This window comes from Aliarcobacter thereius LMG 24486, from assembly GCF_004214815.1.
GTDB classification, from domain to species: domain Bacteria; phylum Campylobacterota; class Campylobacteria; order Campylobacterales; family Arcobacteraceae; genus Aliarcobacter; species Aliarcobacter thereius.
Map to the genome: position 1 here is coordinate 1,843,420 of NZ_CP035926.1, position 23,845 is coordinate 1,867,264.

Sequence of the window (23,845 nt, forward strand, 5' to 3'; positions counted from 1 at the left end):
ATTTTAAAATTGCTTTCGATTATATCTAAAAGAAGTTTAGTTTTTTATAATCTTAGCAACATTTTCTGAACTTCCCTCAATTAAATAATTTCTTAGAATTTTAGAATTATCAAAAAAATCATTTCTATTGAAAGTATTATAATCATTTAAAAGATTTTCAACTGTTACTTCATCTTGTAAAAATTCACTATGAAGTGCTTTTCTTCCCATTTTCTCAAAAAATATATTTGCTAAACCAACATATGGTAACTTAACAAAAGTTCTTCCTATAAAGAAATCTAATTTCTTTGCAATATAAGCTAAAGTAAATGGAGTACCAATAAGAGATGCTTCAAGTGTTGCTGTTCCACTACAAATAAATGCATATTCTGCTTCATATAGAGCTTCATGAGAGTTCTTTGATATAGAAAAAGAACTAATATCTCCATAGTTCTCTTTTATATATTTATTATCAAACTTTTCAGGAACAACCAATATGTACTCTTTATTTGGAATTTTTTCTATAAGCTTTTTAAAAATTGGCATAAGGTTTCTTATCTCTGTTTTTCTACTTCCTGGCATAAAAATAATTTTATTAGAATCTATCTGTTTTTCTTTAAAGTTTTTTATTTCATCTAATAATGGATGACCTACATAAGTTATTTTCTCTTTTTTTGTATATATATTTTTTTCAAAAGGCAATATTGAACATAATTTTGTACAAGTATCTTCCAAAACTTTTACTCTTCCTTTTTTCCATGCCCAAGCTTGTGGTAATATATAGTAAATAATCTCTTTCTTTGGATATTTTTCTCTTAACTTTTTTGCTAAAGGAAGATTAAAACCTGAACTATCAAGCAAAAGAACCTTGTCACAATCTTTTGCTAAATCAACCATTTCATCTCTTAGTTTAAAGAAAAACCTAAGTTTTTTCAAAGCATCAATTATTCCCATGATTGCTAATGAACTTAAATCATACAATGGCTTCCCTAACTCTTTATCGAAAACTCCTACAAATTCAATATCATTTGGCAGATATTTCTTTAACTCTTTTAAATGTACATTTGATGATGTTTCCATAGCACTTACCAAAATCTTCATACAATCTCCTCTTTTATATCTTCATAATTTATACTATTAATAAAAATATCATATTTTTCATCTACTACTTCATCTAAAACTATAATTGGTGATAAATCGTAATAACTTTTTAATATTTTAAATCTTAATTCTATCTCATCTTCTATTTTTAAAGGGTTATACATTAGCTCTTTTGTACTTTTATAAGTAGAATTTGATAATTTATTAAAAGTATTTATAGTAATAAGTTTTACTTCATCACGATTCAAATAAAATATTCCATCTTTTTCAAAATCAATTTTTGTACTAATTTGTTTTTTCGTTCCTAATGAATAAAAAAATATATAAGATGGAATTACCTCATTTTTTATAGAAATCTTTCCACTAAAAAGTCTATAATTTAGAATTTTCTGCTTTATCAGTTTATAATTTATTTTATTCTCTTCTAATTTATTTCTTTTATAATATAACTCTAATCTTTGCTCAATTGATTCAGGTAATATTTGATTTGATATTGGGCTAAACATCTCATCCATAAGTTTTTTTTGATGTTCTCTTTGAGCACTCAAGCCATATATACAACCACAATAATTTTGCCTATAAAGATTGTTTTCTTTTACTCTTAAACCTTGCATTTGCATACCAATTCCACTTCTATAATCTTTAAAAACAAATTCTATTCCAGTTCTCTTAGATAAAATATTACCTATTATTTCTAATTTCTCTTGAGATTTTTTTGGTGAAATTAGAAGTGTAGTTGTAACTTTATTATGTCCAAGTTCAATAGCTTTATCAAAACTATTTTCAAGCCTAAAATCATAACAAACTGTACATCTTTCACCTTTTTCAGGTAGTTCTTCCATTCCTTTTGTTTTTTTTAACCAAGCTTCTAGATTATAATCTCCCTCAAAAAGTTTTATGCCAAGCTTTTTACAAGAGAATTCAACATCTAAATATCTTAATCTATATTCACTATAAGGATGAATATTAGGATCATAAAAATATCCTACAATTTCTTCATCTTTATACTCTTCTTTTATTTTTTCTAGAAAATAATGGCTATCAACTGAACAACATATATGTACAAGCAAGTAATTCCTTTAAAATAGTTCCATTTTTTAAGGAGTCTATCGAATTTTTTAATTATAATTATAGTTAATTTTTTTAAATAAAGGATTTACAATAAAAAAATATTTTCCACTTGCATTAATTTCAATATTTATAAGTGCTTGTAGTATAAAACAGCCAATAATATCTTCAAATAGTGCAACAATACTATTTAAAACACCTACAATTAAATTTCATGATAAAGGTTTTATTTATAAATATAAAAACTACACTAATATTCAAGTATTTACAGCTGGAAATATAATTTTTGATGCAAATATATATGAAGATGAAATTTGTACTGGGAAATTCAAATGTATGAGTTTAAAAGAGTTTAATAAAAATAATTTAAGTTCTGAATATAATGATAATTTTATTAAAAAAATAATTGATGAAGAGCAAAAAGAAAGCTATTTTAAAGATCAAAAAAAAGGTATTCTAATAAAAATCATAAGAGATTAGGGGAAGTTGTTGGGGTATGGGTATAAAAAAAGCTTAGCTTGCTTTATAAAAAGACATATAAAGAAAGCTAAGCTTTTGTAAAATATAAAATAAATACTCAAGAGTTGGCAGTGACCTACGTTTCCACAGGGGGACCCTGCAGTATTATCGGCGATGAAGTGCTTGACTACCAGGTTCGGAATGGGGTCTGGGTATTTCCACTTCTCTTTAACCACCAACAAATTTGAGTAGTAAAAGCTTATATCAAACTCTTAATACTCAAATCAGATTGAGTTAAATCTAATGCTAAAGTCTTCTTCATATAATATTGTCTAAAACAAACTACTAAGTATACACTTAATAAGATAGTAAAACCAAAGAATTCATAAAAAAAGCCAAACGTTCTATTAGTACTGGTCAGCTAAAGGGCTTACACCCATTACACATCCAGCCTATCAACCAGCTAGTCTTGCTGGGAACTTCAGGGAAAGTTCATCTTAGAGTTGGCTTCGAGCTTAGATGCTTTCAGCTCTTATCACATCCCAACGTGGCTACCCAACGATGCTCTTGGCAGAACAATTGGTACACCAGTGGTTGGTTCATCCCGGTCCTCTCGTACTAGGGACAAATCTCTTCAACTTTCCTACGCCCACGGAAGATAGGGACCGAACTGTCTCACGACGTTCTGAACCCAGCTCGCGTACCGCTTTAAATGGCGAACAGCCATACCCTTGGGACCGACTACAGCCCCAGGATGCGATGAGCCGACATCGAGGTGCCAAACCTCCCCGTCGATGTGAGCTCTTGGGGGAGATCAGCCTGTTATCCCCGGCGTACCTTTTATCCTTTGAGCGATGGCCCTTCCACACAGAACCACCGGATCACTATGACCGACTTTCGTCTCTGTTCGACTTGTAGGTCTCACAGTCAAGCTAGTTTATGCCATTATACTCAACAAGCGATTTCCATCCGCTTTGAACTAACCTTTGTAAGCCTCCGTTACTATTTAGGAGGCGACCGCCCCAGTCAAACTACCCACCAGACATTGTCCTGAATGAGGATAACTCATCGCAGTTAGTAACTCGAATATTCAAGGGTGGTATCTCAAGGATGGCTCCGACTCTACTTGCGTCTAGTCATCATAGCCTCCCACCTATCCTGCACATGAATATCCAAGCTACAGTGTCAAGCTGTAGTAAAGGTGCACGGGGTCTTTCCGTCTTTCCGCGGGTAGGAGGAATTTTCACCTCCACTACAATTTCACTGGATCCCTCTTTGAGACAGCTCCCATCTCGTTACGCCATTCATGCAGGTCAGTATTTAACTGACAAGGAATTTCGCTACCTTAGGACCGTTATAGTTACGGCCGCCGTTTACTCGGGCTTCGATCAAATGCTTCGCTTACGCTGACATCATCAATTAACCTTCGAGCACCGGGCAGGCGTCACACCTTATACATCCACTTACGTGTTAGCAAAGTGCTGTGTTTTTGGTAAACAGTCGGGAGGGACTCTTTGTTGCAACCTCTTTGGCTTTCGAAAGCAAGTTTCTATACCATAGTAGGCACACCTTATACCGAAGATACGGTGCTATTTTGCAGAGTTCCTTAAAGAGGGTTCTTCCACGCGCCTTAGAATACTCATCCCACCCACCTGTGTCGGTTTACGGTACGGGCAACATATAATATACTTAGTGGCTTTTCTTGGCACGACAGTATCATCGATTCTCCATCTCCTCCGAAGAGTGTCAAGAGCCTGTAAGATCTCGGTCTAATGTTAAGCGGATTTTCCTACTTAACAACCTACTTCCTTCGACCCACTATTCCATCAGTGTGCTCGATTAACTCTATGCGTCCCCACATCGCGCTTATATGTTGGTATTGGAATATTAACCAATTTGCCATCGTCTACTCTTTTCAGACTCGACTTAGGACCCGACTAACCCTACGATGACGAGCATCGCGTAGGAAACCTTGGGTTTTCGGCGTTAAGGATTCTCACCTTAATTATCGCTACTCATGCCTGCATGCTCACTTCTATCCGCTCCAGCACTCCTTACCGGTATACCTTCAACGCTGAATAGAACGCTCTCCTACCACTCAATTAAAAATTGAATCTAAAGCTTCGGTGTACATCTTAGCCCCGTTATATTTTCCGCGCAGAATCACTAGACCAGTGAGCTGTTACGCTTTCTTTAAAGGATGGCTGCTTCTAAGCCAACCTCCTGGTTGTCACAGTAACTCCACATCGTTTTCCACTTAGATGTAACTTAGGGACCTTAGCTGTTAGTCTGGGTTGTTCCCCTCTCGACAATGGATTTTATCACCCACCGCCTGACTCCTGTGATTACACATATAGTATTCATAGTTTGATAGGGTTTGGTACCGCGGTAAGCAGCCCTAGCCCATTCAGTGCTCTACCCCTATATGCTACTACACAAGGCTATACCTAAATATATTTCGGAGAGAACCAGCTATCACGAAGTTTGATTGGCCTTTCACCCCTATCCACAAGTCATCCCAAGACTTTTCAACGTCAGCGGGTTCGGTCCTCCACTGGCTCTTACACCAGCTTCAACCTGCTCATGGATAGATCACTTCGTTTCGGGTCTGCAGCATCTGACTATGTCGCCCTATTAAGACTCGCTTTCGCTACGGCTTCGCACTCGGCTTAACCTTGCCAGACACCACAACTCGCAGGCTCATTATGCAAAAGGCAGTCCATCACCCTGATAAATCATAGGGCTCTGAATGATTGTAAGCTAATGGTTTCAGGTTCTATTTCACTCTGCTCGCTGCAGTACTTTTCACCTTTCCCTCACGGTACTTGTTCACTATCGATCTGTAAGTAGTATTTAGGATTGGAGGGTGGTCCCCCCAGCTTCAGTCAAAATATCACGTGTTCCGACCTACTCAGGATACTATTAGTATTATTGAGAATTTTAATTACAGGAGTATCACCTTCTATGCTTTAGCTTTCCAACTAATTCTTCTATTCTCTTTAATTACACATTATAGTCCTACAACCCCCTATACAAGTATAGGGTTTGTCCTAATCCCAGTTCGCTCGCCGCTACTATGGGAATCTCAATTGATTTCTCTTCCTCTGGCTACTGAGATGTTTCACTTCACCAGGTTCGCTCCCCGCAGGGTAATATATATCTCTATATATTGGGTTGCCCCATTCAGAAATCCCCGGATCAAAGCTCTTTGGCAGCTCCCCGAGGCTTATCGCAGCCTAATACGTCTTTCATCGCCTCTTACAGTCAAGGCATCCACCATTAGCCCTTAATAGCTTATTTTTTGCCTATAAATATATATACTTAATATATATTTATAATTTGATAATATTCTTTGGCTACTATCTTATTAAACATACATCTAATAATCTAGTTGTGTTATATCATTATTGATATGAAATTTATTTTTAAACTCAAATATCTCTATTTAAATTTACGAAAAAATTTTAAAGACTTTAACATTATATTTTTAAATATCACTCTAGTTATGAAACCAGATATAAATTCTTAATCTCTCTTAAAAACTTATATCTAATCTCTTTTTCACATATATGGTGGAGAATAGCGGGATCGAACCGCTGACCTCCTGCGTGCAAAGCAGGCGCTCTCCCAGCTGAGCTAATTCCCCAAAAGATTATTTAATGGTGGGCCTATCAGGACTTGAACCTGAGACCTCACGATTATCAGTCGAGCGCTCTAGCCAGCTGAGCTATAGGCCCCTTCACCTACATGTGTTTCTCTAAATAACCTTTATAAACCGAACATATATTGTTAATTGTTTATCTATTAATAAGCAAATATTAATAGTTTTTCTTTGAAAGGAGGTGATCCAACCGCAGGTTCTCCTACGGTTACCTTGTTACGACTTCACCCCAGTCGCCAAATCCACTGTGGAAGGTAGCTACTTTAGCATCCCCGCTTCGAATGAGTTCGACTCCCATGGTGTGACGGGCGGTGAGTACAAGACCCGGGAACGTATTCACCGTAGCATAGCTGATCTACGATTACTAGCGATTCCAACTTCATGTAGTCGAGTTGCAGACTACAATCCGAACTGGGAGATATTTTATAAGATTTGCTCCACATCACTGTATCGCAGCTCACTGTATATCCCATTGTAGCACGTGTGTAGCCCTGGACGTAAGGGCCATGATGACTTGACGTCGTCCTCACCTTCCTCCTACTTGCGTAGGCAGTCTGTTTAGAGTTCTCAGCCAAACTGTTAGCAACTAAACACGAGGGTTGCGCTCGTTGCGGGACTTAACCCAACATCTCACGACACGAGCTGACGACAGCCGTGCAGCACCTGTATATAAGTTTCTGCAAGCAGACACCAATCAATCTCTTGAAAGTTCTTACTATGTCAAGTCCAGGTAAGGTTCTTCGCGTATCGTCGAATTAAACCACATGCTCCACCGCTTGTGCGGGTCCCCGTCTATTCCTTTGAGTTTTAATCTTGCGACCGTACTCCCCAGGCGGTACACTTAATGTGTTAACTGCATTACTGCAAGATCAAGTCTCACAACAACTAGTGTACATCGTTTAGGGCGTGGACTACCAGGGTATCTAATCCTGTTTGCTCCCCACGCTTTCGCATCTCAGCGTCAATAGTGTTCCAGTAGATCGCCTTCGCAATCGGTATTCCTTCTGATCTCTACGGATTTTACCCCTACACCAGAAATTCCATCTACCTCTCCCACATTCTAGATTAACAGTTTTCAAAGCAGTTCTATAGTTAAGCTATAGGATTTCACTTCAAACTTATCAATCCGCCTACATGCTCTTTACGCCCAGTGATTCCGAGTAACGCTTGCACCCCCCGTATTACCGCGGCTGCTGGCACGGAGTTAGCCGGTGCTTATTCATATAATACCGTCATTATCTTCTTATATAAAAGGAGTTTACGCACCGAAATGTGTCATCCTCCACGCGGCGTTGCTGCATCAGACTTCCGTCCATTGTGCAATATTCCCCACTGCTGCCTCCCGTAGGAGTCTGGACCGTGTCTCAGTTCCAGTGTGACTGATCATCCTCTCAAACCAGTTATGCGTCATAGTCTTGGTAGGCCATTACCCCACCAACTAACTGATACAATACAGGCCAATCTCTTACCGATAAATCTTTCCCTAATATACTTCTGCATATTAGGAATATAAGGTATTAGCAGTCGTTTCCAACTGTTATCCCTTAGTAAAAGGCATATTACCTATACATTACTCACCCGTGCGCCACTTAGCTGACAACTATAGCAAGCTATAGCCCGTTCTCGTTCGACTTGCATGTGTTAAGCACGCCGCCAGCGTTCACTCTGAGCCAGGATCAAACTCTCCATAAATTTTTATTTATTGATGTCTGAATCTGACTTTTTTGTTTTTAATTACTTAATTACAAAATTATCACTCAAAAGTTTATAGACAAGTTTCTATCATATTTATATCTCTATAAATACTAACTTGTACAAATTTTTATTTTTTTAACAATTATATATTCGGTTTATAAAGATTACTCTCTAAAAAAAACCTATCAGATTTTAAAGAACTTATTTAACCGCTCTGGTCAAATTGGACGGGAATTATAATAGGAAAATTCTCCTTTGTCAAGAGCTTAACGCTTAATTGAAGCTTAAATTTGAAAATTCGTCCCCCTACACATAAAAATCACCTCTAATCGCCCTTAATATAAGGACTTCTCCTCTATTGGTTTTAAAAAGAATTTTATTAATCTTTTATTTACATATTTTTTATACTATAATTCTACAAATACAAATTGCTTTTGTATTAAATAATATATAACATATATAAGGAAGGGAAATGTACAATAGAGATTATTTAACTGATAATTCATCTTCACATTCAAACGAGTCTTCACAGGCTTATTTAATTAGCTTTTTAAAAGCTACATATCAACTATTTGCTGGTTCATTATTAGCTGCTACTGCAGGAGCTTATATTGGTTTAGGTTTAGTTCACTTTATAGCAGGTCCAATGATGTGGGTACTTTTTGCTATTGAGTTAGCTTTAATATTTTTCGTAATTCCAAGAGTAAAACATACTCCAGGTGTAAATCTTGCAGTTTTATTTGCATTTACATTTATTACAGGTCTTACAATTGCTCCACTATTAACATCAATTTTTGCAATGCCAGGTGGTGCTTCAATTGTTGGTCAAGCATTTTTAATGACTTCAATTGCTTTTGGTGGAATTTCAATGTTTGCAATGACAACTAAAAAAGATTTCTCATTTATGGGTAAATTTTTGTTTATTGCACTAATTATAATGATTGTTGCTGGTATTTCAAATATCTTTATTCAATCTTCAATGATGCAATTAGTAATTGCAAGTGCAGGAGCTCTTCTGTTTTCAGCATTTATTCTTTACGATACACAAAATATTATTAAAGGAAATTACGATTCTCCAGTTGAAGCTGCATTGTCTCTATATTTAGATTTCTTTAATCTATTTATATCATTACTTCAAATATTAGGAATTATGAAAAACAATGAGTAAATAAAAGACTAGGGAACTAGTCTTTTATTGCTTTTATAAATATAACCTCAAATTCTAAATAATTTAAATCATACTCTTTATATAACTTTTTAGCATTTTCAAATGATAGTGTTGCACTTGAACTTACACCTGATTTTTTAATATAAGAAAATAACTCTTTTTTTGAATCAAACTCTAATTTATAAGTTATAAGTTCAAATTTACATTCATAATATTTATTGAATGCTTCTTTAATACTTTCTTCATCTAATATTGGTGATTTTGTATTTGTTATATTTTGAATAGTTTTAAATGTATTTGATGTAAATAAAACTGCATTTATCTCTTTTGTTATATATGATAAGTTTTCAACTATTTTTGAAAGATTACTTGACCATTGAAGTGCAGATGAAGATAAAACCATATCAAATTTATATTTATTTATCTCATTAAAAAACTCTTCACTATCAAAATCAAAACATTTTACCTCAAGATTTTTACTTTTTGGATGAAGTTCACACATATCTTTTGAAGCATCTATTGCTAAATATTTATCAAATCCCCAAGATATATTTGAAAATATCTGTCCACTTCCACAACCAAGTTCTAAAATAGTTTTTGGATTTGATTTGATTTCTCTAACTAATGATTTTGCACAAATTTGTTGAATTATATTATTTGATTTATACTCATTTGCATATTTACTGAATTGATTTTTACTTTTCATTTAGATCTTTAATTAAAAATTTAAGTTCTATTTTAGCTTGTTCTTAATAAGTATTGGATAAAATTGACACCATTTTTAAAAAAGGAATATAGATTATGACATCTACACTTTTAATAGTTCAGTTCGTTTTAGCAGTACTAATAGTGATTGTAGTACTACTTCAAAAAAGCTCAAGTATTGGGCTAGGAGCATATAGTGGAAGCAATGACTCTTTGTTTGGTGCAAAAGGACCAGCAAATTTCTTATCAAAAGCAACTATGGTTCTAGGTATTGTTTTTGTAATAAATACTTTAATTTTAGGTTATGTTTATAACCAAGAGAAAAATAAAAGTGCAGTTGATAATGTAAAAATAGAATCATTAATTCCAGCAAAACCAGTAGAAAACAATTCAACACCTGCCCCAACAGTACCTGAAGTAAAATAGTTAAGGAGATTTTTTATGTTAGAAGAGATTTATTCACAAACAAAAGAGCAAATGGAGAAATCTATTGATTCTTTGAAAAGAGATTACAAAACTTTAAGAACAGGTAAAGTAAATGTAAATATTTTAGATAATATCAAAGTTGATTATTATGGAACTATGACGGATTTAAGTCAAGTTGGTTCAGTTTTAGCAACTGATGCTACAACGATTACAATAAACCCTTGGGAAAAAAATCTTTTAGGTCTTATTGAAAAAGCTATTCAAACAGCTAATATTGGGGTTAATCCAAATAACAATGGAGAATCTATAAAACTATTTTTTCCTCCAATGACTGTTGAACAAAGACAAGAAACTGCGAAACAAGCAAAAGTTATGACAGATAATGCAAAAGTTGCTATTAGAAATATTAGACAAAATGCAAATACAAAAGTTAAAAATCTTTTAAAAGATAAAGAGATTACAGAAGATGATAACAAAAAAGCACAAGATGAAATTCAAAAAATAACTGATGGTTTTGTTGCAAAAGCAGATGAAACTCTAAAAGCAAAAGAGAAAGAAATTTTAACGGTATAAATATGAATATAGAACAAATTTACAAAGATGCAAATGCTCTATTAGAAGGACATTTTAAATTAAGCAGTGGAAATCACTCATCATTTTATCTTCAAAGTGCAAAGGTTTTGGAAGACCCAAAAACTGCTAAAATTTTAGCAGAGAAACTTGCAGTTGAAATAAAAAAATCTGGTATTAAAATTGATGCTGTTTGTGCTCCTGCTCTTGGTGGACTTATTGCTGGTTTCGCTTTAGCAAGTGCTTTAGATGTAAGATTTATTTTTGCAGAAAGAGTTGAAAAAGAGATGACAATCAGAAGAGGATTTGAAGTAAAATCTGGTGAGAGATATCTTGTTTGTGAAGATATTATTACAACTGGTGGAAGTGCTTTAGAAGCAGCTGCTCAAATCATAAAAGATGGTGGAGAAGTTGTAGCTTATGCAGCTTTAGCAAATAGAGGTTTTTGTCAAAGAGTTGGAAGTAATATTGAAAGAAAAGATAATTGTAAACTACCTTTAGATAAACCACTTTTTGCTTTAGAAGATTTTGCATTTGAGATGTATAGTCCAGAAAACTGTCCTATGTGCAAAAATGGAAGTATTGCTATAAAACCTGGTAGCCGAGGGAACTAATGGCAAAATGGAGAGATGTAAAACAAAAAAGATTAGATAAAACTCTTTTTGAAAAGAACTCTCCAAAACATAATCCTACAAATCTAGCATCTGTTTCTCAAAGATTTAAAGCCTTTTTAACTGATTCATTTTTAGTTACAACTCCTATTATGTATATTGTTATTTATCTAATTATGGGTGGAGGAGAAGGCTTTTCTTTAAATAGATCTCTTGGTTGGAGTATTATTCTATTTGCTACTTTTGTAATAATAGGAATATTTTGGCTTAAGAATGGTCAAACTCCTGGGTTAAAAGCTTATAATATAAAACTTGTAGATGCAAAAACTGAAGATAGAATTTCTGTTTTTCAAGCATTTATAAGATTTTTTTCTACACTATTTGCAATAATTTTATTTGCTCCAATGTTTTTTGTATTTTTTAATAAAAACAAAAAAACTTTTCAAGATATAGTTTCAAATACAAAAATCATTATTGAAAAATAATGCTATTTTTTAATATCTCTGCTTTTTATTTTTTTTACTTTGCTGCTGTTGGAGTATATGTAATATTTTTACCAAAAGTACTAAATGATATTGGTTATAGTGCTTTTGATATTGGTATTATTTTAGCAGTAGCACCTTTGATGAAATTTTTAATGCCTTTTTTGTTTTTAAAACATATTAGTTTAAATAGGAAAATGTTTAAAAAAGCTCTTTTTTTAACAGTTTTTTCTGTTTCACTATTTTATTTAACAATAGAAAACTTTTATATATTTATGCTAAATAATGCAATTTTGGCAGCTTGTTTATCATTGATTTTACCCTATCTTGAAGTTACAACTGTAACTCTTTTAGGAAGAGATAAATATGGGAAAGCAAGACTTTTTGGCTCTATTGGTTTTGCACTTATAGCACTTATTTTAGCAAAAGTTTTAAGCACTCCTTTTGTAGCACTTCATTACTATTTAGCTATTGTTGTTTTAGTTGTTGTTTTTGCTTTACTTCTTTTAAAAAATGATTTTGAAGATAAATTAAATCCAATTAGTGATGAAGTTTTTTCATTTTTAAAGTATTTTGCTTTTTGGGCAAGTATATTTTTTATGCAAGTTAGTTTTGGTGGATTTTATAATTTCTTTACAATTTATGAATTAGAACACGGTTTATCTCTAGAAATCATATCTTATCTTTGGGCTTTTGGTGTTTTATGCGAAATATTAATGCTCTATTTCCAAGCTCCAATTTTGAAAAACAACCTTTTATCTATAATTAAATTTTGTGTAGGAGTAACAGCTCTTAGATGGTTACTCCTATATCTCTATCCTGATTCATTAGAAATTGTCTTTTTGACTCAAGCAATACATGCATTCTCTTTTGCACTTTTTCATAGTGCTGTTGTAATATATCTTTATTCACTATATGACAATAAAAAATTAGCACAACAATTTATGTTTGGTGTGGGATATGGTTTAGGTGGTTTTGTAGGTGCTTTAGTTTCAGGAGCTACTTATGGAGAAAATCTATTTTTATATAGTGCATTTTTTGCATTATTATCTTTTATTTCTATCTTTTTTATAAAAAAAAGTTAATTTAATACTTATTTAGATTAGTAACACGAAATATAAATAAACTTAAGGTACTATATTCAAAAAATTTTAATAGGATGGATTATGGGAAAAATTAAATTTTTTAGTGGTGAGAATATTCCTTTAGAAATGCATAAAGTAAGAATTGTTCAAAAGTTAAATTTACCTTGTATTGAAGATAGATTGAAGTTTATACAAGAAGCAGGAAACAATACTTTTTTACTAAATAATAGAGATGTATTTATGGATATGCTTACAGATAGTGGTGTAAATGCAATGAGTGACAATCAACAATCTGCTATGCTTATTGCTGATGATAGTTATGCAGGAAGTGAAACATTTACAAGATTGGAAAAAACTTTAGAAGATATTTTCCAAACAAAATATTTTTTACCAGCTCACCAAGGAAGAGCTTGTGAAAATATATTAGCTCAAGTATTTGTAGAAAAAGGAACTGTTGTTCCAATGAACTATCACTTTACAACAACAATGGCTCATATTGTACTAAATGGTGGTTCTATTGAAGAGATTGTTATTGATGAAGGTATCAAAGTTACAAGTAAACATCCATTCAAAGGAAATATGGACTTAGATAAATTAAGAGCTGTAATTAAATCTTATGGCAAAGATAAAGTTGCTTTTGTAAGAATGGAAGCTGGTACAAACTTAATTGGTGGACAACCATTCTCTTTACAAAATCTAAAAGATGTTAAAAAAATCTGTGAAGAGAATAATCTTTTACTTATTTTAGATGCTAGTTTATTATCTGATAATTTACATTTTATAAAACAAAGAGAAGAAGCTTGTAAAAATATGAGTATAAAAGAGATTACACAAGAGATGATATCACTTTGTGATGTTACATATTTTTCTGCTAGAAAACTAGGTTTCTCAAGAGGTGGTGGAATTTGTACAAATAACAAAAATTTATATATGAAAATGAGAGAACTAGTAACATTATATGAAGGTTTCTTAACATATGGTGGAATGTCTGTTAGAGAGATGGAAGCACTTAGAATTGGTCTTGAAGAAACTATGGATGAAGATATTATAGGTCAAGGTCCTTTATTTATTGAATATATGGTAAATGAACTTGATAAAAAAGGTGTTCCTGTAATAACTCCAGCTGGTGGTTTAGGTTGTCATATAAATGCTATGGAATTTGTAAAACATCTTCCTCAATCGCAATATCCAGCTGGGGCATTAGCAAGTGCTTTATATATTGTAAGTGGTGTAAGAGGAATGGAAAGAGGTAGCTTATCTGAGCAAAGAGATGAAAATGGAAATGAAGTTTTCTCAAATATGGAGCTACTAAGACTTGCAATGCCAAGAAGAGTGTTTACACTTTCTCAAGTTAAATATGCTATTGATAGAATAGAATGGCTTTATAAAAACAAAGAGCTAATTGGTGGTTTAAAATTTGTTGAAGAGCCAAAAACTCTAAGATTTTTCTTTGGAAGACTTGAAGCTACATCAAACTGGCAAGATGAATTAGTAAAAGCATTTAGAAAAGATTTTCCAGATAGCTTATAATTTTATAGAATAGAGTAATTCTCTATTCTAATTTTGAAGGGATTTTTATGCAAACATTTATGACTATTTTATTTATTCTTTTATCTGTAATAGCTATGTTTTTGACTCTTTTGGGAATTAAATATTTTTTACATATGACTGATTATAAGAATAGAAAGAAAGATGGAAGTGAAGATGATAAATTTAAGAAATTTGATTAATCATCTTTTTTCTTAAACTTATATCCACTTATTTCTTTTAAATAATAAAAACTGAAAAACAACAACGAAAAGCAAAATCACACTAAATATTAAAAAAGCATTTTCATTTGATGAACCAGGAATTCCACCTACATTTATTCCCAAAAGTCCTGTCAAAAAAGTAAGTGGTAAAAATGTTGCTGATATGATTGCTAACATATACATCTTTTTATTTATATCTTCACTTAAACGATTTCTTAGCTCTTCTTGTATTAGAATTACTTTATCACGAATTGTATCAAGCTCCTCAATATGTCTTATTAATTGATCATTTGTCTCTCTTATTTCAACTCTTTGATACTCATCTATCCAAGATATTTTCTCATTTGAAAGTTTAATTAGTGCCTCTTTTTGAGGAGATAGATATCTTTTTAGAACAATAGATTCTCTTCTTATTTTTAATATCTCATTTCTAAATTCAAGACTTTTCATATCTATTATATTTTCTTCTAAATAATCTGTCCTATCTTGTATTTGCTCGATAGTATCATCCATTCTATCAATCATTTTATATGTAAGTTCTACTAAAAATTGAGAAGAACTTTTAACCCCAATTCCATTTTTAAGCTCATCAATTATCTCTTCAACTGATAAAATCATCTCTTTACTTGTAGATATAATAAGATTTTCTGAAATATAAAGCCTAATTGATTTCATATCTTCTGGATTTGCATCTGCATCAAGATTTACTCCTCTTAAAGATAGAAGTAAATTATCTTTTAAAACTATCATTCTAGGTCTTGTTTCATCTGCTAAAAGTGCATCAACTGCTACATCTTCTATTTCACTTCTATTTGTTATCCAATCTATTGCATCATCTTTTGTATAATCAAAATGTAACCACAAAAGATTTTCACTATTTTTATATTCGCTTATCTCTTCAAAAACTATCTCTTTTGCATAAGACTTTCTATCTAATACAAAGCCTCTAAATGATTTTATCTGCATTCTTTATCCTATATTATAAACTATCTCTTTTTTTAATCTCTTCTGTGCTATTTCAACAATACTAAGATTTTCTATTTGCATATTTAAAAGCTCATCAAAGTTTTTTATACTATTTTGTGCCATTAATTTTAGAACTTCTCCTCTATATGCTTTTGCAAAATGACTAACAACTTTACCATCTTTTATAAATTTCATTGTGTAATATGCTTTCTTTATATTATAAAACTTCTCATAAAATCCTGCTCTTAAATCTAAAATATCTTCATCTTTTAAATATTCATCAAGTACTTCACTAAAATTCTCATTGTAAAACTTATCTATTCTTAGATTATTAAAAGTTTCACCTTGTTTTAATTTATAATCAGGAATTTTATCACTAGCTTTTAAAACTCCAAAAAGATTTGAAAAGATAAGAGTATTTTCATCTATATATTTTTTCTCATCATCTTTTAATAATTCATATTTTAAATAATCATAAGCAACACCTGTATATCTTTGTATAGCTTTCATAGTTTCTTGAGAAAATATATCTGTTTGATATTTGTTTATAATATCATCTTTCTTTGTTCCAAAAAGTTTTACCAACTCAAGATTTGATGCTTTTTTTATAAAATCATTATATAAACTTAATATTTCAAATCTTTTTTCATATAAATCTTTGAAAATAAAACTATTTTTATCTATATATTCATCTATTCCACCACAAATTTTTGTCTCACTTGGAGAAAATAAGATTTTCATTTTTATCCTTACTTCTTCTAACCATAATTTACTAAGCTTTATTATACAATTAGAGTCTAAATACTACTCTTGTATTATGCTTACAAAGTGAAAGAATATGAATAATTATGAAAAAAAATGATTTAAAACAATATATATTAATAATATTAGGTTCCTTTTCTTTATCTTTTGGTGCTGTTGCTTTTTACTCACCAAATGAGATAATTTCAGGTGGAGGAATAGGTATTTCGCTTATGCTTCACTTCTTATTTCCAGATATTACTCTTGGAATTTTTATGGCATTAGTTAGTACTCCTTTTCTAATATTATCTTATATATTTTTTGGAAAATACTACTTATTTAAAACATTTATAGTAGTTGTTTTATTATCAACTTTTACAGATATCTTAAAAGAAATTTTAAAAATTGATGCAATTACAAATGATATCTTATTAGCTGCTATTTTTGGTGGTATATTCATTGGTCTTGGAATTGGGCTTATAATTAAAGGTAGAGCTTCAACAGGAAGTACTTCTGTAATAGGAGAAATCTTAGCAAAGAAAACAAAATATAAAGCAGCAGAAGTTTTATTAACTATTGATGCTTTTATTATGTTGGCATCAGTTTTTGTATATCAAGATATTGATAAATCACTTTATAGTCTGCTTAGTGTTTATATAGGAATGAAAGTTCTTGATATTTTACTAACAGGTCGTCCTTCTAAAAAGATTGTAAATATTATTTCTACAAATGTAGAAGTATTAAAAGAGCAAATTAGGGATAAAATTGAAGAGCACGGAACAATCTTAACTGGAATTGGTCTACATCAAGCTCAAAATAAAACTATAATTTATGTAACAGTTGAAGCAAGTAAAATTGAACTTCTAAGAGATTTAATAAGAAAATATGATCCAGACGCTTTTATGATAATCTCTGAAGCATCTGAATTTATGGGAAGAGATAATAGTATTTAAATTATTATTGTATATTTAAATACACTTTAGCTTAGAAATTAAATTCTAAGCTATTATCTTACCAAGAAAAAGACAATGATGCATTTATATTTGCATATTTTGGATACTTATCTCCATCAATTTCAGTTGTTTTTGAAGCCATTTGTCCAGATATTTCAAGTGGTCCAATTCCAATACCTGCTGTATAAACAAGACCTGCATTATCACTATTTGCAAGATTTTTCATAAGTCCTGCATTTATTTGGAAAATCCATAAATCAAAACCAACTCCACCACCAACAAATTTTGTTTTGTATCCATTTAATGATTTACTTTCTGTTAGGTCTGCATCGAATGCCAACTCCATAAAACCTAGTTCATAAGCAGCTCCCACTCTTAACATAGGATCTAAAGAGTGGTTTCCATTTACTAAATCAAATTTTGGTTTATTTAAATTCTTTCCTACTAAAGCTAATGTTAAATCTTTATCAAAAGCTGGATTATATGCTAATCCTAAATCAATACCAATATTACTTGACTCTTTTTTACTATCATCAAAATCATCAAATATATCTTTATCACTATCTAATCTATAAAAACTAGAATATGCATATCCTTTCATAAATTTAACAGCTCCTCCAAGATATACATCTCCAAAATCACCATTGAATTCATGTCCATAAGCAAGAGGAACTTCAACTATTCCTAAAGTTTCTAACTCAACTCCTGTTTTTGCATTACAAGACGAATCATCATCCATAGCACAAATTAAAGATGAGCTTTCATAATCATTTTGAGTTACAATTTGAGCTGTTCCATTTTGTAGAATCTCATAAAATCCGCCACTATTATCTTTAAAAATCAACCTATTATAATCTTGGTCAATCTCAGCAGTTGCACTCATATCAGCTGTTCCAAATATTCCAAAACCAAAGTTTTTTATTGCAAAAGATAGATCAGTAGTTGGATTTGCTTGCATTGATGCCTCATCCATATTTAAAATGATATCTCTTGCTTCAAATAAAGTATTTATATCGTTTATATCTACATTTGTAGGTGTTGTAGAAACATCTTTATACTTATCAATTAAGTCTGAAAAGCTTAAATCATCAAGTTTATCAACTGATGCAAAAACATCATTATCTGTTAATCCAACTCCAACTCCTGTATGAAAAGCAAAAGTTTTTTTATTTTTTGCTAAAAGTGCTGGATTATTATAAACTGCTAAAGATGATGGTGAAGTAGCAATTCCAGCTCCTCCCATAGATGCAGCCTTACTTCCTAAGACATGAAATTGTGAAGCTTCTAATCCTGAAAGAATTAAAGAAACAGCAATTGTAGATTTAGTTATTTTTCTCATTTTTCTCTTTCCTATATTATTTATTTGTGAATTATATCACAAAAAAGAGTATTCTTATTCTAAAAAGAGGCTTTAAAAAATCCAAGCTTTTTATGGTCTAAAATCCTAATATGTCCTTTATCATTATCAATTACACCATCTTTCTTAAGCTTTGCTAATTGCCTTGAAAGTGTTTCTGGAGTTATGTTTAAAAGTTTTGCTATTTTTACTTGTTTCAAATTTAACAAATGTTCTTCATTTTCAAGTAAAAATTTTGCTATCTTTTCCATACTATTTAATGTTACATTATAATTTATAAAATTTTCTAAGAATTTTATCTTTTTTGTAAGTGATTTTATAAAAAACATTGATATTTCTGGTTTCTGTAAAAATTCTTCTTTGAATTTCTTATAATCTATTAAAATAACTTCTCCATCTGTTTCAAAAGAGCAATTTGCTAAAAAATTCATATCTTCATAATTCATTATTTCTGCAATCAATGAAGGAGATACTAAATTATGAATTACAACTTCATTGTCTTTAAAATCATGAGTATAAAGTTTTACTATACCTTTGGTTAATAGATGTAAATAGTTTGATTCATCACCTTTATAGAAAAGTATCTCATCTTTTTTGTAGTTTCTTCTAAACGATATATCTTTTAATTTTTCTAAATCTTTTTTTTCTAAAAAATCAAAAAAAGAGTAAGGATCACTAATGTTTCTCATATATTTTGCCTTATTGATTGTTATCAATGTTTTATACTAAATTCTATGTAAAGATTCTATTAAATATTAAAAAGTAGATAAAATGACATTTGAAAAATTTAATGAAGAGATAAACACTCTTAAGAAATTTTATGAATTATATTGCAAAGATAAACACGAAAAACAAGCAATATGTAAAAAAGATATTCCTTATAAAGAGAATAATTTTCAAGTAGAATTATCTTTATGTAATGATTGTCAAAAAAATATTTATTACTCTTTTTCTAAATTACAATCTTGTCCTCATGAAATAAAACCAAGATGTAGAACTTGTCCTGCACCTTGCTATGAAAAACAAGAGTGGAAAAACTGTGCAAGAGTGATGAAATATTCAGCTATAAAACTATCATTGGGAAAAATCAAATCAAGAGTTGTAAATATTTTTAAATAATTACCAATTTATTGCTTCTTTATTAATTTTATTTAAAATCTCATTTGTTTTAGAAAAATGTTTAGAACCAAAAAAACCTCTATATGCACTAAGAGGACTTGGATGAACTGAACTTAATATATGATGTTTATCTTTATTTATTAAAGAACTCTTTTTAATTGCTGGTGTTCCCCATAAAATAAATACTATATCTTTACAATTATCATTTATGTATTTGATTATATTATCAGTAAAAATCTCCCAACCAAGTTTTTGATGACTTCCTGCTTTACTTTGTTCCACTGTTAAAACTGTATTTAATAAAAGAACACCTTGTTTTGCCCAAGAACTTAAATCACCATCTTCACAATAAGATTTTCTTCCTAAATCATTTTCTATCTCTTTTAAAATATTTTGCATTGAAGGAGGATTTTTGATATTTTCTGGTGTTGAAAAAGATAATCCTTGAGCTTGTCCAACTCCATGATATGGATCTTGTCCTAAAATCACGACTTTTAGATTATCAAACTTTGTAAGAGTGAAAGCTTTAAATATATTCTCTTTTTTTGGAAATACAACTGAATTTTCATATCTTTTTTCTATCTCTAGTTTTAATGCTTTATAGTAATCTTTCTTTTTCTCTAAGTTAATTATATCTTCCCAAGTCTTCATATTTTTCCTTTTATAAATAAAAAAAGCTAAGGCTATAAAAACCTTAGCTTGTTAATCAATCTTTTAATATTAGTTATAAAATAGGAGATTTTATAAGCATCATCTTTTCTACACTCATATCGTTCATTGAATGAGGAATTCCACCCATTCCAAGTCCTGATACTTTTGCTCCACCAAATGGCATCCAATCAACTCTAAATGCTGTATGATCATTTACCATTACAGCTGTTGCATTTAATCTTTTTACAGCTTTTAATGCATTATCAATATTTTTTGTAAATACTGCTGCTTGAAAAGATACATCAAGTTGATTTGCTCTAGCAATTGCTTCATCTAAAGTTTTATATGAATAGATACAAACAACTGGTCCAAATACTTCTCTTGTAGATACTAAAGCATCTTCAGCTGGATTTAAAATAACAGTTGGTTCGAAACAAGATGCAGAGATTCTTTTTCCACCTGTTAAGATTTTACCACCTTTTGCTACTGCTTCATTAACCCACTCTTCAACTCTATCTACTTCAGCATTATTAATTAGTGGTCCAACTTCTGTTTTAGGATCAAGTTGATTTCCAACAATTAATTTTGAAGCAGCACTTGCTAACTTACTAGCAACTTCTTCACAAATTGACTCTTGAACAAATACTCTTTGAACTGATACACAAACTTGTCCAGCGTGATAGAACCCACCTTTCGCTAAAGCTGGAATCATATCTTCAATATCAGCATCTGCTTCAACAATAACAGGAGCAACCCCACCATGCTCAAGAACAACTCTTGTTCCATCACTAGCTTTTGAATTTAAATACCATCCAACACTACCACTTCCAATAAATGTTAAAAATGCAGTTTTTGGAGATGTTGATAATAATTCTCCACCTTTTCTATCACAAACAACAGCTTGTGCCCAACCTTTTGGAAGACCTGCTTCTTCAAGAATTTCTACTAATTTAACTGCACTCATAGGAGTTTGAGTTGCTGGTCTAATAATAACTGGACATCCAGCTGCAATTGCAGGTACTACTTGGTGAACAGCTAGGTTAAATGGGTGATTAAATGCAGAAATAGCAGCAACAACACCTATTGGTTCTTTAAATGTATATGCCATTCTATTTGCACTTGTATTTGTATGTCCCATAGCTATCTCTTTACCTTCAAATACACTTAGGTGTTCAATAGCTATTTTAATTCCATTAATCGCTCTTAAGATTTCAACTTTTGAGTCAATATAAGGTTTACCACCTTCACTTGCACAAAGAATTGTAAGTTCTTCAACTTGTGAACTCATAATTTTCATAACATTCTCTAAAATTTCAACTCTTTTATATTTTGGTAACCATCCATCTTTATTTGTAAAAGTTTTATGTGCTAAATCGATTGCTGCTTCTACTTCTTCAAATGTATTATATTTTACTGTTCCAACTACTTTTCCATCAAATGGTGATGTAACTTCTATCTTACTCATTGTTTACTCCTTATTAATTTTTATAAAATAAAAAAGGGGGCTTTAAATTTAAAGCCCCCTTTAAATACTATTGATTATACCATACAAGTTTTTTGTGGTAAAAGCTCATTTAAAATTGAGTGATTTAAAGAGTAATCAACTGCTAAATCAATTAAATGTACTCCTTTACTATTTACACATTTTTCTAATGTAGCTTCAAACTCTTCAACAGATTTTGGTCTGTATCCATGAGCTCCATAAGACTCTGCATATTTAACAAAATCTGGATTTCCAAGATCAAGTCCAAATGTCTCTAATCCCATTCCAGTTTGTTTCCATTTAATCATTCCATAAGCATTATCATTTAATATAACTACTACTAAATCAAGTCCTAATCTTACAGCTGTTTCCATCTCTTGAGAGTTCATCATAAACCCACCATCTCCACAAACACTTACTACTTTTTTATTTGGATAAACCATTTTAGCCATCATTCCTGAAGGTAAACCAGCTCCCATTGTTGCAAGTGCATTATCAAGTAATAGTGTATTTGGTTTAGCACATCTATAATTTCTTGCAAACCATAATTTATATACACCATTATCAAGTGTTACTATATCTTCATCTGCTAGAGTTTTTCTAATAGCTCTTACAGCTCTTTGAGGTAAAATTGGGAATCTATTATCTCCAAAATATTTTGATAATCTATTTCTAATCTCTTCAGCCATTCTTGTATAATAATCAAAATCCCAGTGTGATTGAACTTTGATTTTTTCTGTAATTTTTGCAATATTACATGCAATATCACCAACAACATCCATTTGTGGGAAATATGTATCATCAACTTCACTTGCAAAGAAATTTACGTGCATAACTTTTGTAGCACCCTCTTTGTTTGTCATAAAAAATGGTGGTTTTTCAATAACATCATGCCCAACATTAATAATTAAATCTGCTCTATCAATTGCGCAGTGAACAAAGTCATCTTTTGATAGTGCTGCTGCACTTAAGCACATTGGGTGATTTTCATCAACAACACCTTTACCCATTTGTGTAGAGAAAAATGCCATTCCAGTTTTGTTTACAAATTCTGTTAATGTATTTCCAATTCTTGTTCTATTTGCTCCAGCTCCAATTAGAAGAAGTGGTCTTTTTGCTTTTTCAATCATTGAAACTGCATCAGCAATAACCTCATCAATAGCTGCTGGATATTTTACAGTATGTACTGGATATACATTTGCATCTGCATCTACTGCTTCGATTGAAATATCTTCAGGGAACTCAATATGAACTGCACCTGGTCTTTCTGTTGTTGCAATTTTAAATGCATCTCTTACTACAGAAGGAACATTATGACCATTTACAATCTGCTTTGCATATTTAGTCATTGGTCTCATCATTCTTACAATATCAATAATCTGGAATCTACCTTGTTTTGACTTTTTGATTGGTTTTTGACCTGTAATCATAAGCATTGGCATTCCACCAAGTTGTGCATATGCAGCACTTGTAGCAAAGTTTGTAGCACCAGGGCCTAAAGTTGATAAACAAACTCCAACTTTTCCTGTTAATCTTCCATAAGTTGCAGCCATAAAACCTGCACCTTGTTCATGTCTTGTAAGTATAAGTTTAATTTTTGATTTTCTTAATGATTCTAAGAAATCTAAATTTTCCTCACCTGGAACACCAAAAATATACTCAACACCTTCGTTTTCTAACGCTTTAATAAATAAATCTGATGCATTCATCTTTTTACTCCAAAATTTTATAATAATTTAATTATATTTATATAATTAACCTTTTTTAAATGAAAATTTACTCTCAATCCATATTAAAAATATAGTTGATAAACA

21 protein-coding genes, 2 tRNA genes and 3 rRNA genes are annotated in these 23,845 nt (G+C 31.2%); 11 read left to right on the plus strand and 15 right to left on the minus strand.

Annotation, left to right across the window (positions count from 1 at the left end):
* Positions 1-36: 36 nt before the first annotated feature.
* Entirely contained in the window at positions 37-1,080 is a 1,044-nt protein-coding gene (gene lpxB / locus ATH_RS09480; protein ID WP_066181725.1) for a lipid-A-disaccharide synthase, read from the minus strand.
* On the minus strand, positions 1,077-2,150 hold the full coding sequence (locus tag ATH_RS09485) for an epoxyqueuosine reductase QueH (protein ID WP_066181721.1): 1,074 nt from the start codon (positions 2,148-2,150) through the stop codon (positions 1,077-1,079). Before ATH_RS09485 ends, lpxB begins: the two co-directional genes overlap by 4 nt.
* 334 nt (positions 2,151-2,484) lie before the next feature.
* Here ATH_RS09485 and ATH_RS09980 point away from each other — a divergent pair, with 334 nt between their 5' ends.
* Positions 2,485-2,628 carry a hypothetical protein gene (locus tag ATH_RS09980; RefSeq protein ID WP_228140833.1) on the plus strand — a complete coding sequence of 48 codons (144 nt, stop codon included), beginning with the start codon at positions 2,485-2,487 and terminating at the stop codon, positions 2,626-2,628.
* A gap of 102 nt (positions 2,629-2,730) precedes the next feature.
* On the opposite strand, the gene rrf is transcribed toward ATH_RS09980, so the two are convergent.
* The 5 genes from rrf to ATH_RS09515 all read right to left on the minus strand — a co-directional run bounded on the left by rrf (position 2,731) and on the right by ATH_RS09515 (position 7,960).
* Positions 2,731-2,847 (minus strand): 5S ribosomal RNA (gene rrf / locus ATH_RS09495).
* A 146-nt stretch (positions 2,848-2,993) separates the two neighbouring features.
* Positions 2,994-5,907, minus strand: a 23S ribosomal RNA gene (locus tag ATH_RS09500).
* Positions 5,908-6,177: 270 nt separating this feature from the next.
* A tRNA-Ala gene (locus tag ATH_RS09505) sits at positions 6,178-6,253 on the minus strand.
* 14 nt (positions 6,254-6,267) lie between these two features.
* A tRNA-Ile gene (locus tag ATH_RS09510) sits at positions 6,268-6,344 on the minus strand.
* A gap of 98 nt (positions 6,345-6,442) precedes the next feature.
* Positions 6,443-7,960: ribosomal RNA gene (locus tag ATH_RS09515) — 16S ribosomal RNA — on the minus strand.
* Together the 16S, 23S and 5S rRNA genes with 2 tRNA genes alongside form the textbook arrangement of a ribosomal RNA operon.
* Before the next feature lie 475 nt (positions 7,961-8,435).
* Between ATH_RS09515 and ATH_RS09520 the strand changes: the two genes are divergently transcribed.
* Positions 8,436-9,131 carry a Bax inhibitor-1/YccA family protein gene (locus ATH_RS09520; RefSeq protein WP_066181840.1) on the plus strand — a complete coding sequence of 232 codons (696 nt, stop codon included), beginning with the start codon at positions 8,436-8,438 and terminating at the stop codon, positions 9,129-9,131.
* A 16-nt stretch (positions 9,132-9,147) separates the two neighbouring features.
* Here the strand turns inward: ATH_RS09520 and ATH_RS09525 are convergent, their stop codons facing one another.
* A complete protein-coding gene (locus ATH_RS09525) occupies positions 9,148-9,837 on the minus strand; it encodes a methyltransferase (protein ID WP_066181843.1) in 690 nt (229 codons plus the stop codon).
* Positions 9,838-9,932: 95 nt separating this feature from the next.
* Between ATH_RS09525 and secG the strand changes: the two genes are divergently transcribed.
* The 7 genes from secG (at position 9,933) to ATH_RS09935 (ending at position 14,740) form a co-directional block, all read left to right on the plus strand.
* A complete protein-coding gene (gene secG / locus ATH_RS09530) occupies positions 9,933-10,262 on the plus strand; it encodes a preprotein translocase subunit SecG (RefSeq protein WP_066185393.1) in 330 nt (109 codons plus the stop codon).
* A gap of 15 nt (positions 10,263-10,277) precedes the next feature.
* The gene (frr, locus tag ATH_RS09535; RefSeq protein ID WP_066181849.1) at positions 10,278-10,835 is read left to right on the plus strand and encodes a ribosome recycling factor; all 558 of its coding nucleotides are present in this window, start codon (positions 10,278-10,280) and stop codon (positions 10,833-10,835) included.
* Positions 10,836-10,837: 2 nt separating this feature from the next.
* On the plus strand, positions 10,838-11,446 hold the full coding sequence (gene pyrE, locus ATH_RS09540; protein ID WP_066181852.1) for an orotate phosphoribosyltransferase: 609 nt from the start codon (positions 10,838-10,840) through the stop codon (positions 11,444-11,446).
* The gene (locus ATH_RS09545; RefSeq protein ID WP_066181855.1) at positions 11,446-11,928 is read left to right on the plus strand and encodes an RDD family protein; all 483 of its coding nucleotides are present in this window, start codon (positions 11,446-11,448) and stop codon (positions 11,926-11,928) included. Before pyrE ends, ATH_RS09545 begins: the two co-directional genes overlap by 1 nt.
* Positions 11,928-13,010, plus strand: coding sequence for an MFS transporter (locus ATH_RS09550; protein WP_066181858.1), 1,083 nt, complete (start codon positions 11,928-11,930; stop codon positions 13,008-13,010). The genes ATH_RS09545 and ATH_RS09550 overlap by 1 nt, the downstream gene beginning before the upstream one ends.
* 81 nt (positions 13,011-13,091) lie before the next feature.
* Positions 13,092-14,540 carry a tryptophanase gene (locus ATH_RS09555; protein ID WP_066181860.1) on the plus strand — a complete coding sequence of 483 codons (1,449 nt, stop codon included), beginning with the start codon at positions 13,092-13,094 and terminating at the stop codon, positions 14,538-14,540.
* Between the two features lie 47 nt (positions 14,541-14,587).
* Positions 14,588-14,740, plus strand: a complete 153-nt coding sequence (locus ATH_RS09935; RefSeq protein ID WP_165595835.1) for a hypothetical protein — start codon at positions 14,588-14,590, stop codon at positions 14,738-14,740.
* Between the two features lie 18 nt (positions 14,741-14,758).
* On the opposite strand, the gene ATH_RS09560 is transcribed toward ATH_RS09935, so the two are convergent.
* Together ATH_RS09560 and ATH_RS09565 are read right to left on the minus strand one after the other, a co-directional pair.
* Positions 14,759-15,727: a zinc transporter ZntB gene (locus ATH_RS09560; RefSeq protein WP_066181862.1), complete on the minus strand. Its 969-nt coding sequence runs from the start codon at positions 15,725-15,727 to the stop codon at positions 14,759-14,761.
* Between the two features lie 3 nt (positions 15,728-15,730).
* Positions 15,731-16,468, minus strand: a complete 738-nt coding sequence (locus ATH_RS09565; RefSeq protein WP_066390053.1) for a YaaA family protein — start codon at positions 16,466-16,468, stop codon at positions 15,731-15,733.
* A 107-nt stretch (positions 16,469-16,575) separates the two neighbouring features.
* On the opposite strand from ATH_RS09565, the gene ATH_RS09570 reads away from it, so the two are divergent.
* Positions 16,576-17,421 carry a YitT family protein gene (locus ATH_RS09570; RefSeq protein WP_066390051.1) on the plus strand — a complete coding sequence of 282 codons (846 nt, stop codon included), beginning with the start codon at positions 16,576-16,578 and terminating at the stop codon, positions 17,419-17,421.
* A gap of 58 nt (positions 17,422-17,479) precedes the next feature.
* Here the strand turns inward: ATH_RS09570 and traF are convergent, their stop codons facing one another.
* The gene (gene traF, locus ATH_RS09575; protein ID WP_066181871.1) at positions 17,480-18,760 is read right to left on the minus strand and encodes a conjugal transfer protein TraF; all 1,281 of its coding nucleotides are present in this window, start codon (positions 18,758-18,760) and stop codon (positions 17,480-17,482) included.
* 59 nt (positions 18,761-18,819) lie between these two features.
* Positions 18,820-19,467, minus strand: a complete 648-nt coding sequence (locus tag ATH_RS09580) for a Crp/Fnr family transcriptional regulator (protein WP_066181873.1) — start codon at positions 19,465-19,467, stop codon at positions 18,820-18,822.
* An 82-nt stretch (positions 19,468-19,549) separates the two neighbouring features.
* Between ATH_RS09580 and ATH_RS09585 the strand changes: the two genes are divergently transcribed.
* Positions 19,550-19,897 carry a nitrous oxide-stimulated promoter family protein gene (locus ATH_RS09585; RefSeq protein ID WP_066181876.1) on the plus strand — a complete coding sequence of 116 codons (348 nt, stop codon included), beginning with the start codon at positions 19,550-19,552 and terminating at the stop codon, positions 19,895-19,897.
* On the opposite strand, the gene ung is transcribed toward ATH_RS09585, so the two are convergent.
* From ung to ATH_RS09600, 3 genes are all read right to left on the minus strand, one after another.
* A complete protein-coding gene (gene ung / locus ATH_RS09590; protein WP_066390048.1) occupies positions 19,898-20,548 on the minus strand; it encodes a uracil-DNA glycosylase in 651 nt (216 codons plus the stop codon).
* A 73-nt stretch (positions 20,549-20,621) separates the two neighbouring features.
* Positions 20,622-22,013 carry an aldehyde dehydrogenase family protein gene (locus ATH_RS09595; protein WP_066390047.1) on the minus strand — a complete coding sequence of 464 codons (1,392 nt, stop codon included), beginning with the start codon at positions 22,011-22,013 and terminating at the stop codon, positions 20,622-20,624.
* Positions 22,014-22,087: 74 nt separating this feature from the next.
* A complete protein-coding gene (locus tag ATH_RS09600; RefSeq protein WP_066181889.1) occupies positions 22,088-23,740 on the minus strand; it encodes an acetolactate synthase large subunit in 1,653 nt (550 codons plus the stop codon).
* Positions 23,741-23,845 lie beyond the last annotated feature (105 nt).

Coding starts and splice junctions, on each gene's coding strand:
- lpxB (WP_066181725.1), bottom strand. CDS start 1,080: ATGAAGATTTTGGTAAGTGCTATGGAAACATCATCAAATGTACATTTA.
- ATH_RS09980 (WP_228140833.1), top strand. CDS start 2,485: ATGAGTTTAAAAGAGTTTAATAAAAATAATTTAAGTTCTGAATATAAT.
- ATH_RS09520 (WP_066181840.1), top strand. CDS start 8,436: ATGTACAATAGAGATTATTTAACTGATAATTCATCTTCACATTCAAAC.
- ATH_RS09525 (WP_066181843.1), bottom strand. CDS start 9,837: ATGAAAAGTAAAAATCAATTCAGTAAATATGCAAATGAGTATAAATCA.
- secG (WP_066185393.1), top strand. CDS start 9,933: ATGACATCTACACTTTTAATAGTTCAGTTCGTTTTAGCAGTACTAATA.
- frr (WP_066181849.1), top strand. CDS start 10,278: ATGTTAGAAGAGATTTATTCACAAACAAAAGAGCAAATGGAGAAATCT.
- pyrE (WP_066181852.1), top strand. CDS start 10,838: ATGAATATAGAACAAATTTACAAAGATGCAAATGCTCTATTAGAAGGA.
- ATH_RS09545 (WP_066181855.1), top strand. CDS start 11,446: ATGGCAAAATGGAGAGATGTAAAACAAAAAAGATTAGATAAAACTCTT.
- ATH_RS09550 (WP_066181858.1), top strand. CDS start 11,928: ATGCTATTTTTTAATATCTCTGCTTTTTATTTTTTTTACTTTGCTGCT.
- ATH_RS09555 (WP_066181860.1), top strand. CDS start 13,092: ATGGGAAAAATTAAATTTTTTAGTGGTGAGAATATTCCTTTAGAAATG.
- ATH_RS09935 (WP_165595835.1), top strand. CDS start 14,588: ATGCAAACATTTATGACTATTTTATTTATTCTTTTATCTGTAATAGCT.
- ATH_RS09560 (WP_066181862.1), bottom strand. CDS start 15,727: ATGCAGATAAAATCATTTAGAGGCTTTGTATTAGATAGAAAGTCTTAT.
- ATH_RS09565 (WP_066390053.1), bottom strand. CDS start 16,468: ATGAAAATCTTATTTTCTCCAAGTGAGACAAAAATTTGTGGTGGAATA.
- ATH_RS09570 (WP_066390051.1), top strand. CDS start 16,576: ATGAAAAAAAATGATTTAAAACAATATATATTAATAATATTAGGTTCC.
- traF (WP_066181871.1), bottom strand. CDS start 18,760: ATGAGAAAAATAACTAAATCTACAATTGCTGTTTCTTTAATTCTTTCA.
- ATH_RS09580 (WP_066181873.1), bottom strand. CDS start 19,467: ATGAGAAACATTAGTGATCCTTACTCTTTTTTTGATTTTTTAGAAAAA.
- ATH_RS09585 (WP_066181876.1), top strand. CDS start 19,550: ATGACATTTGAAAAATTTAATGAAGAGATAAACACTCTTAAGAAATTT.
- ung (WP_066390048.1), bottom strand. CDS start 20,548: ATGAAGACTTGGGAAGATATAATTAACTTAGAGAAAAAGAAAGATTAC.
- ATH_RS09595 (WP_066390047.1), bottom strand. CDS start 22,013: ATGAGTAAGATAGAAGTTACATCACCATTTGATGGAAAAGTAGTTGGA.
- ATH_RS09600 (WP_066181889.1), bottom strand. CDS start 23,740: ATGAATGCATCAGATTTATTTATTAAAGCGTTAGAAAACGAAGGTGTT.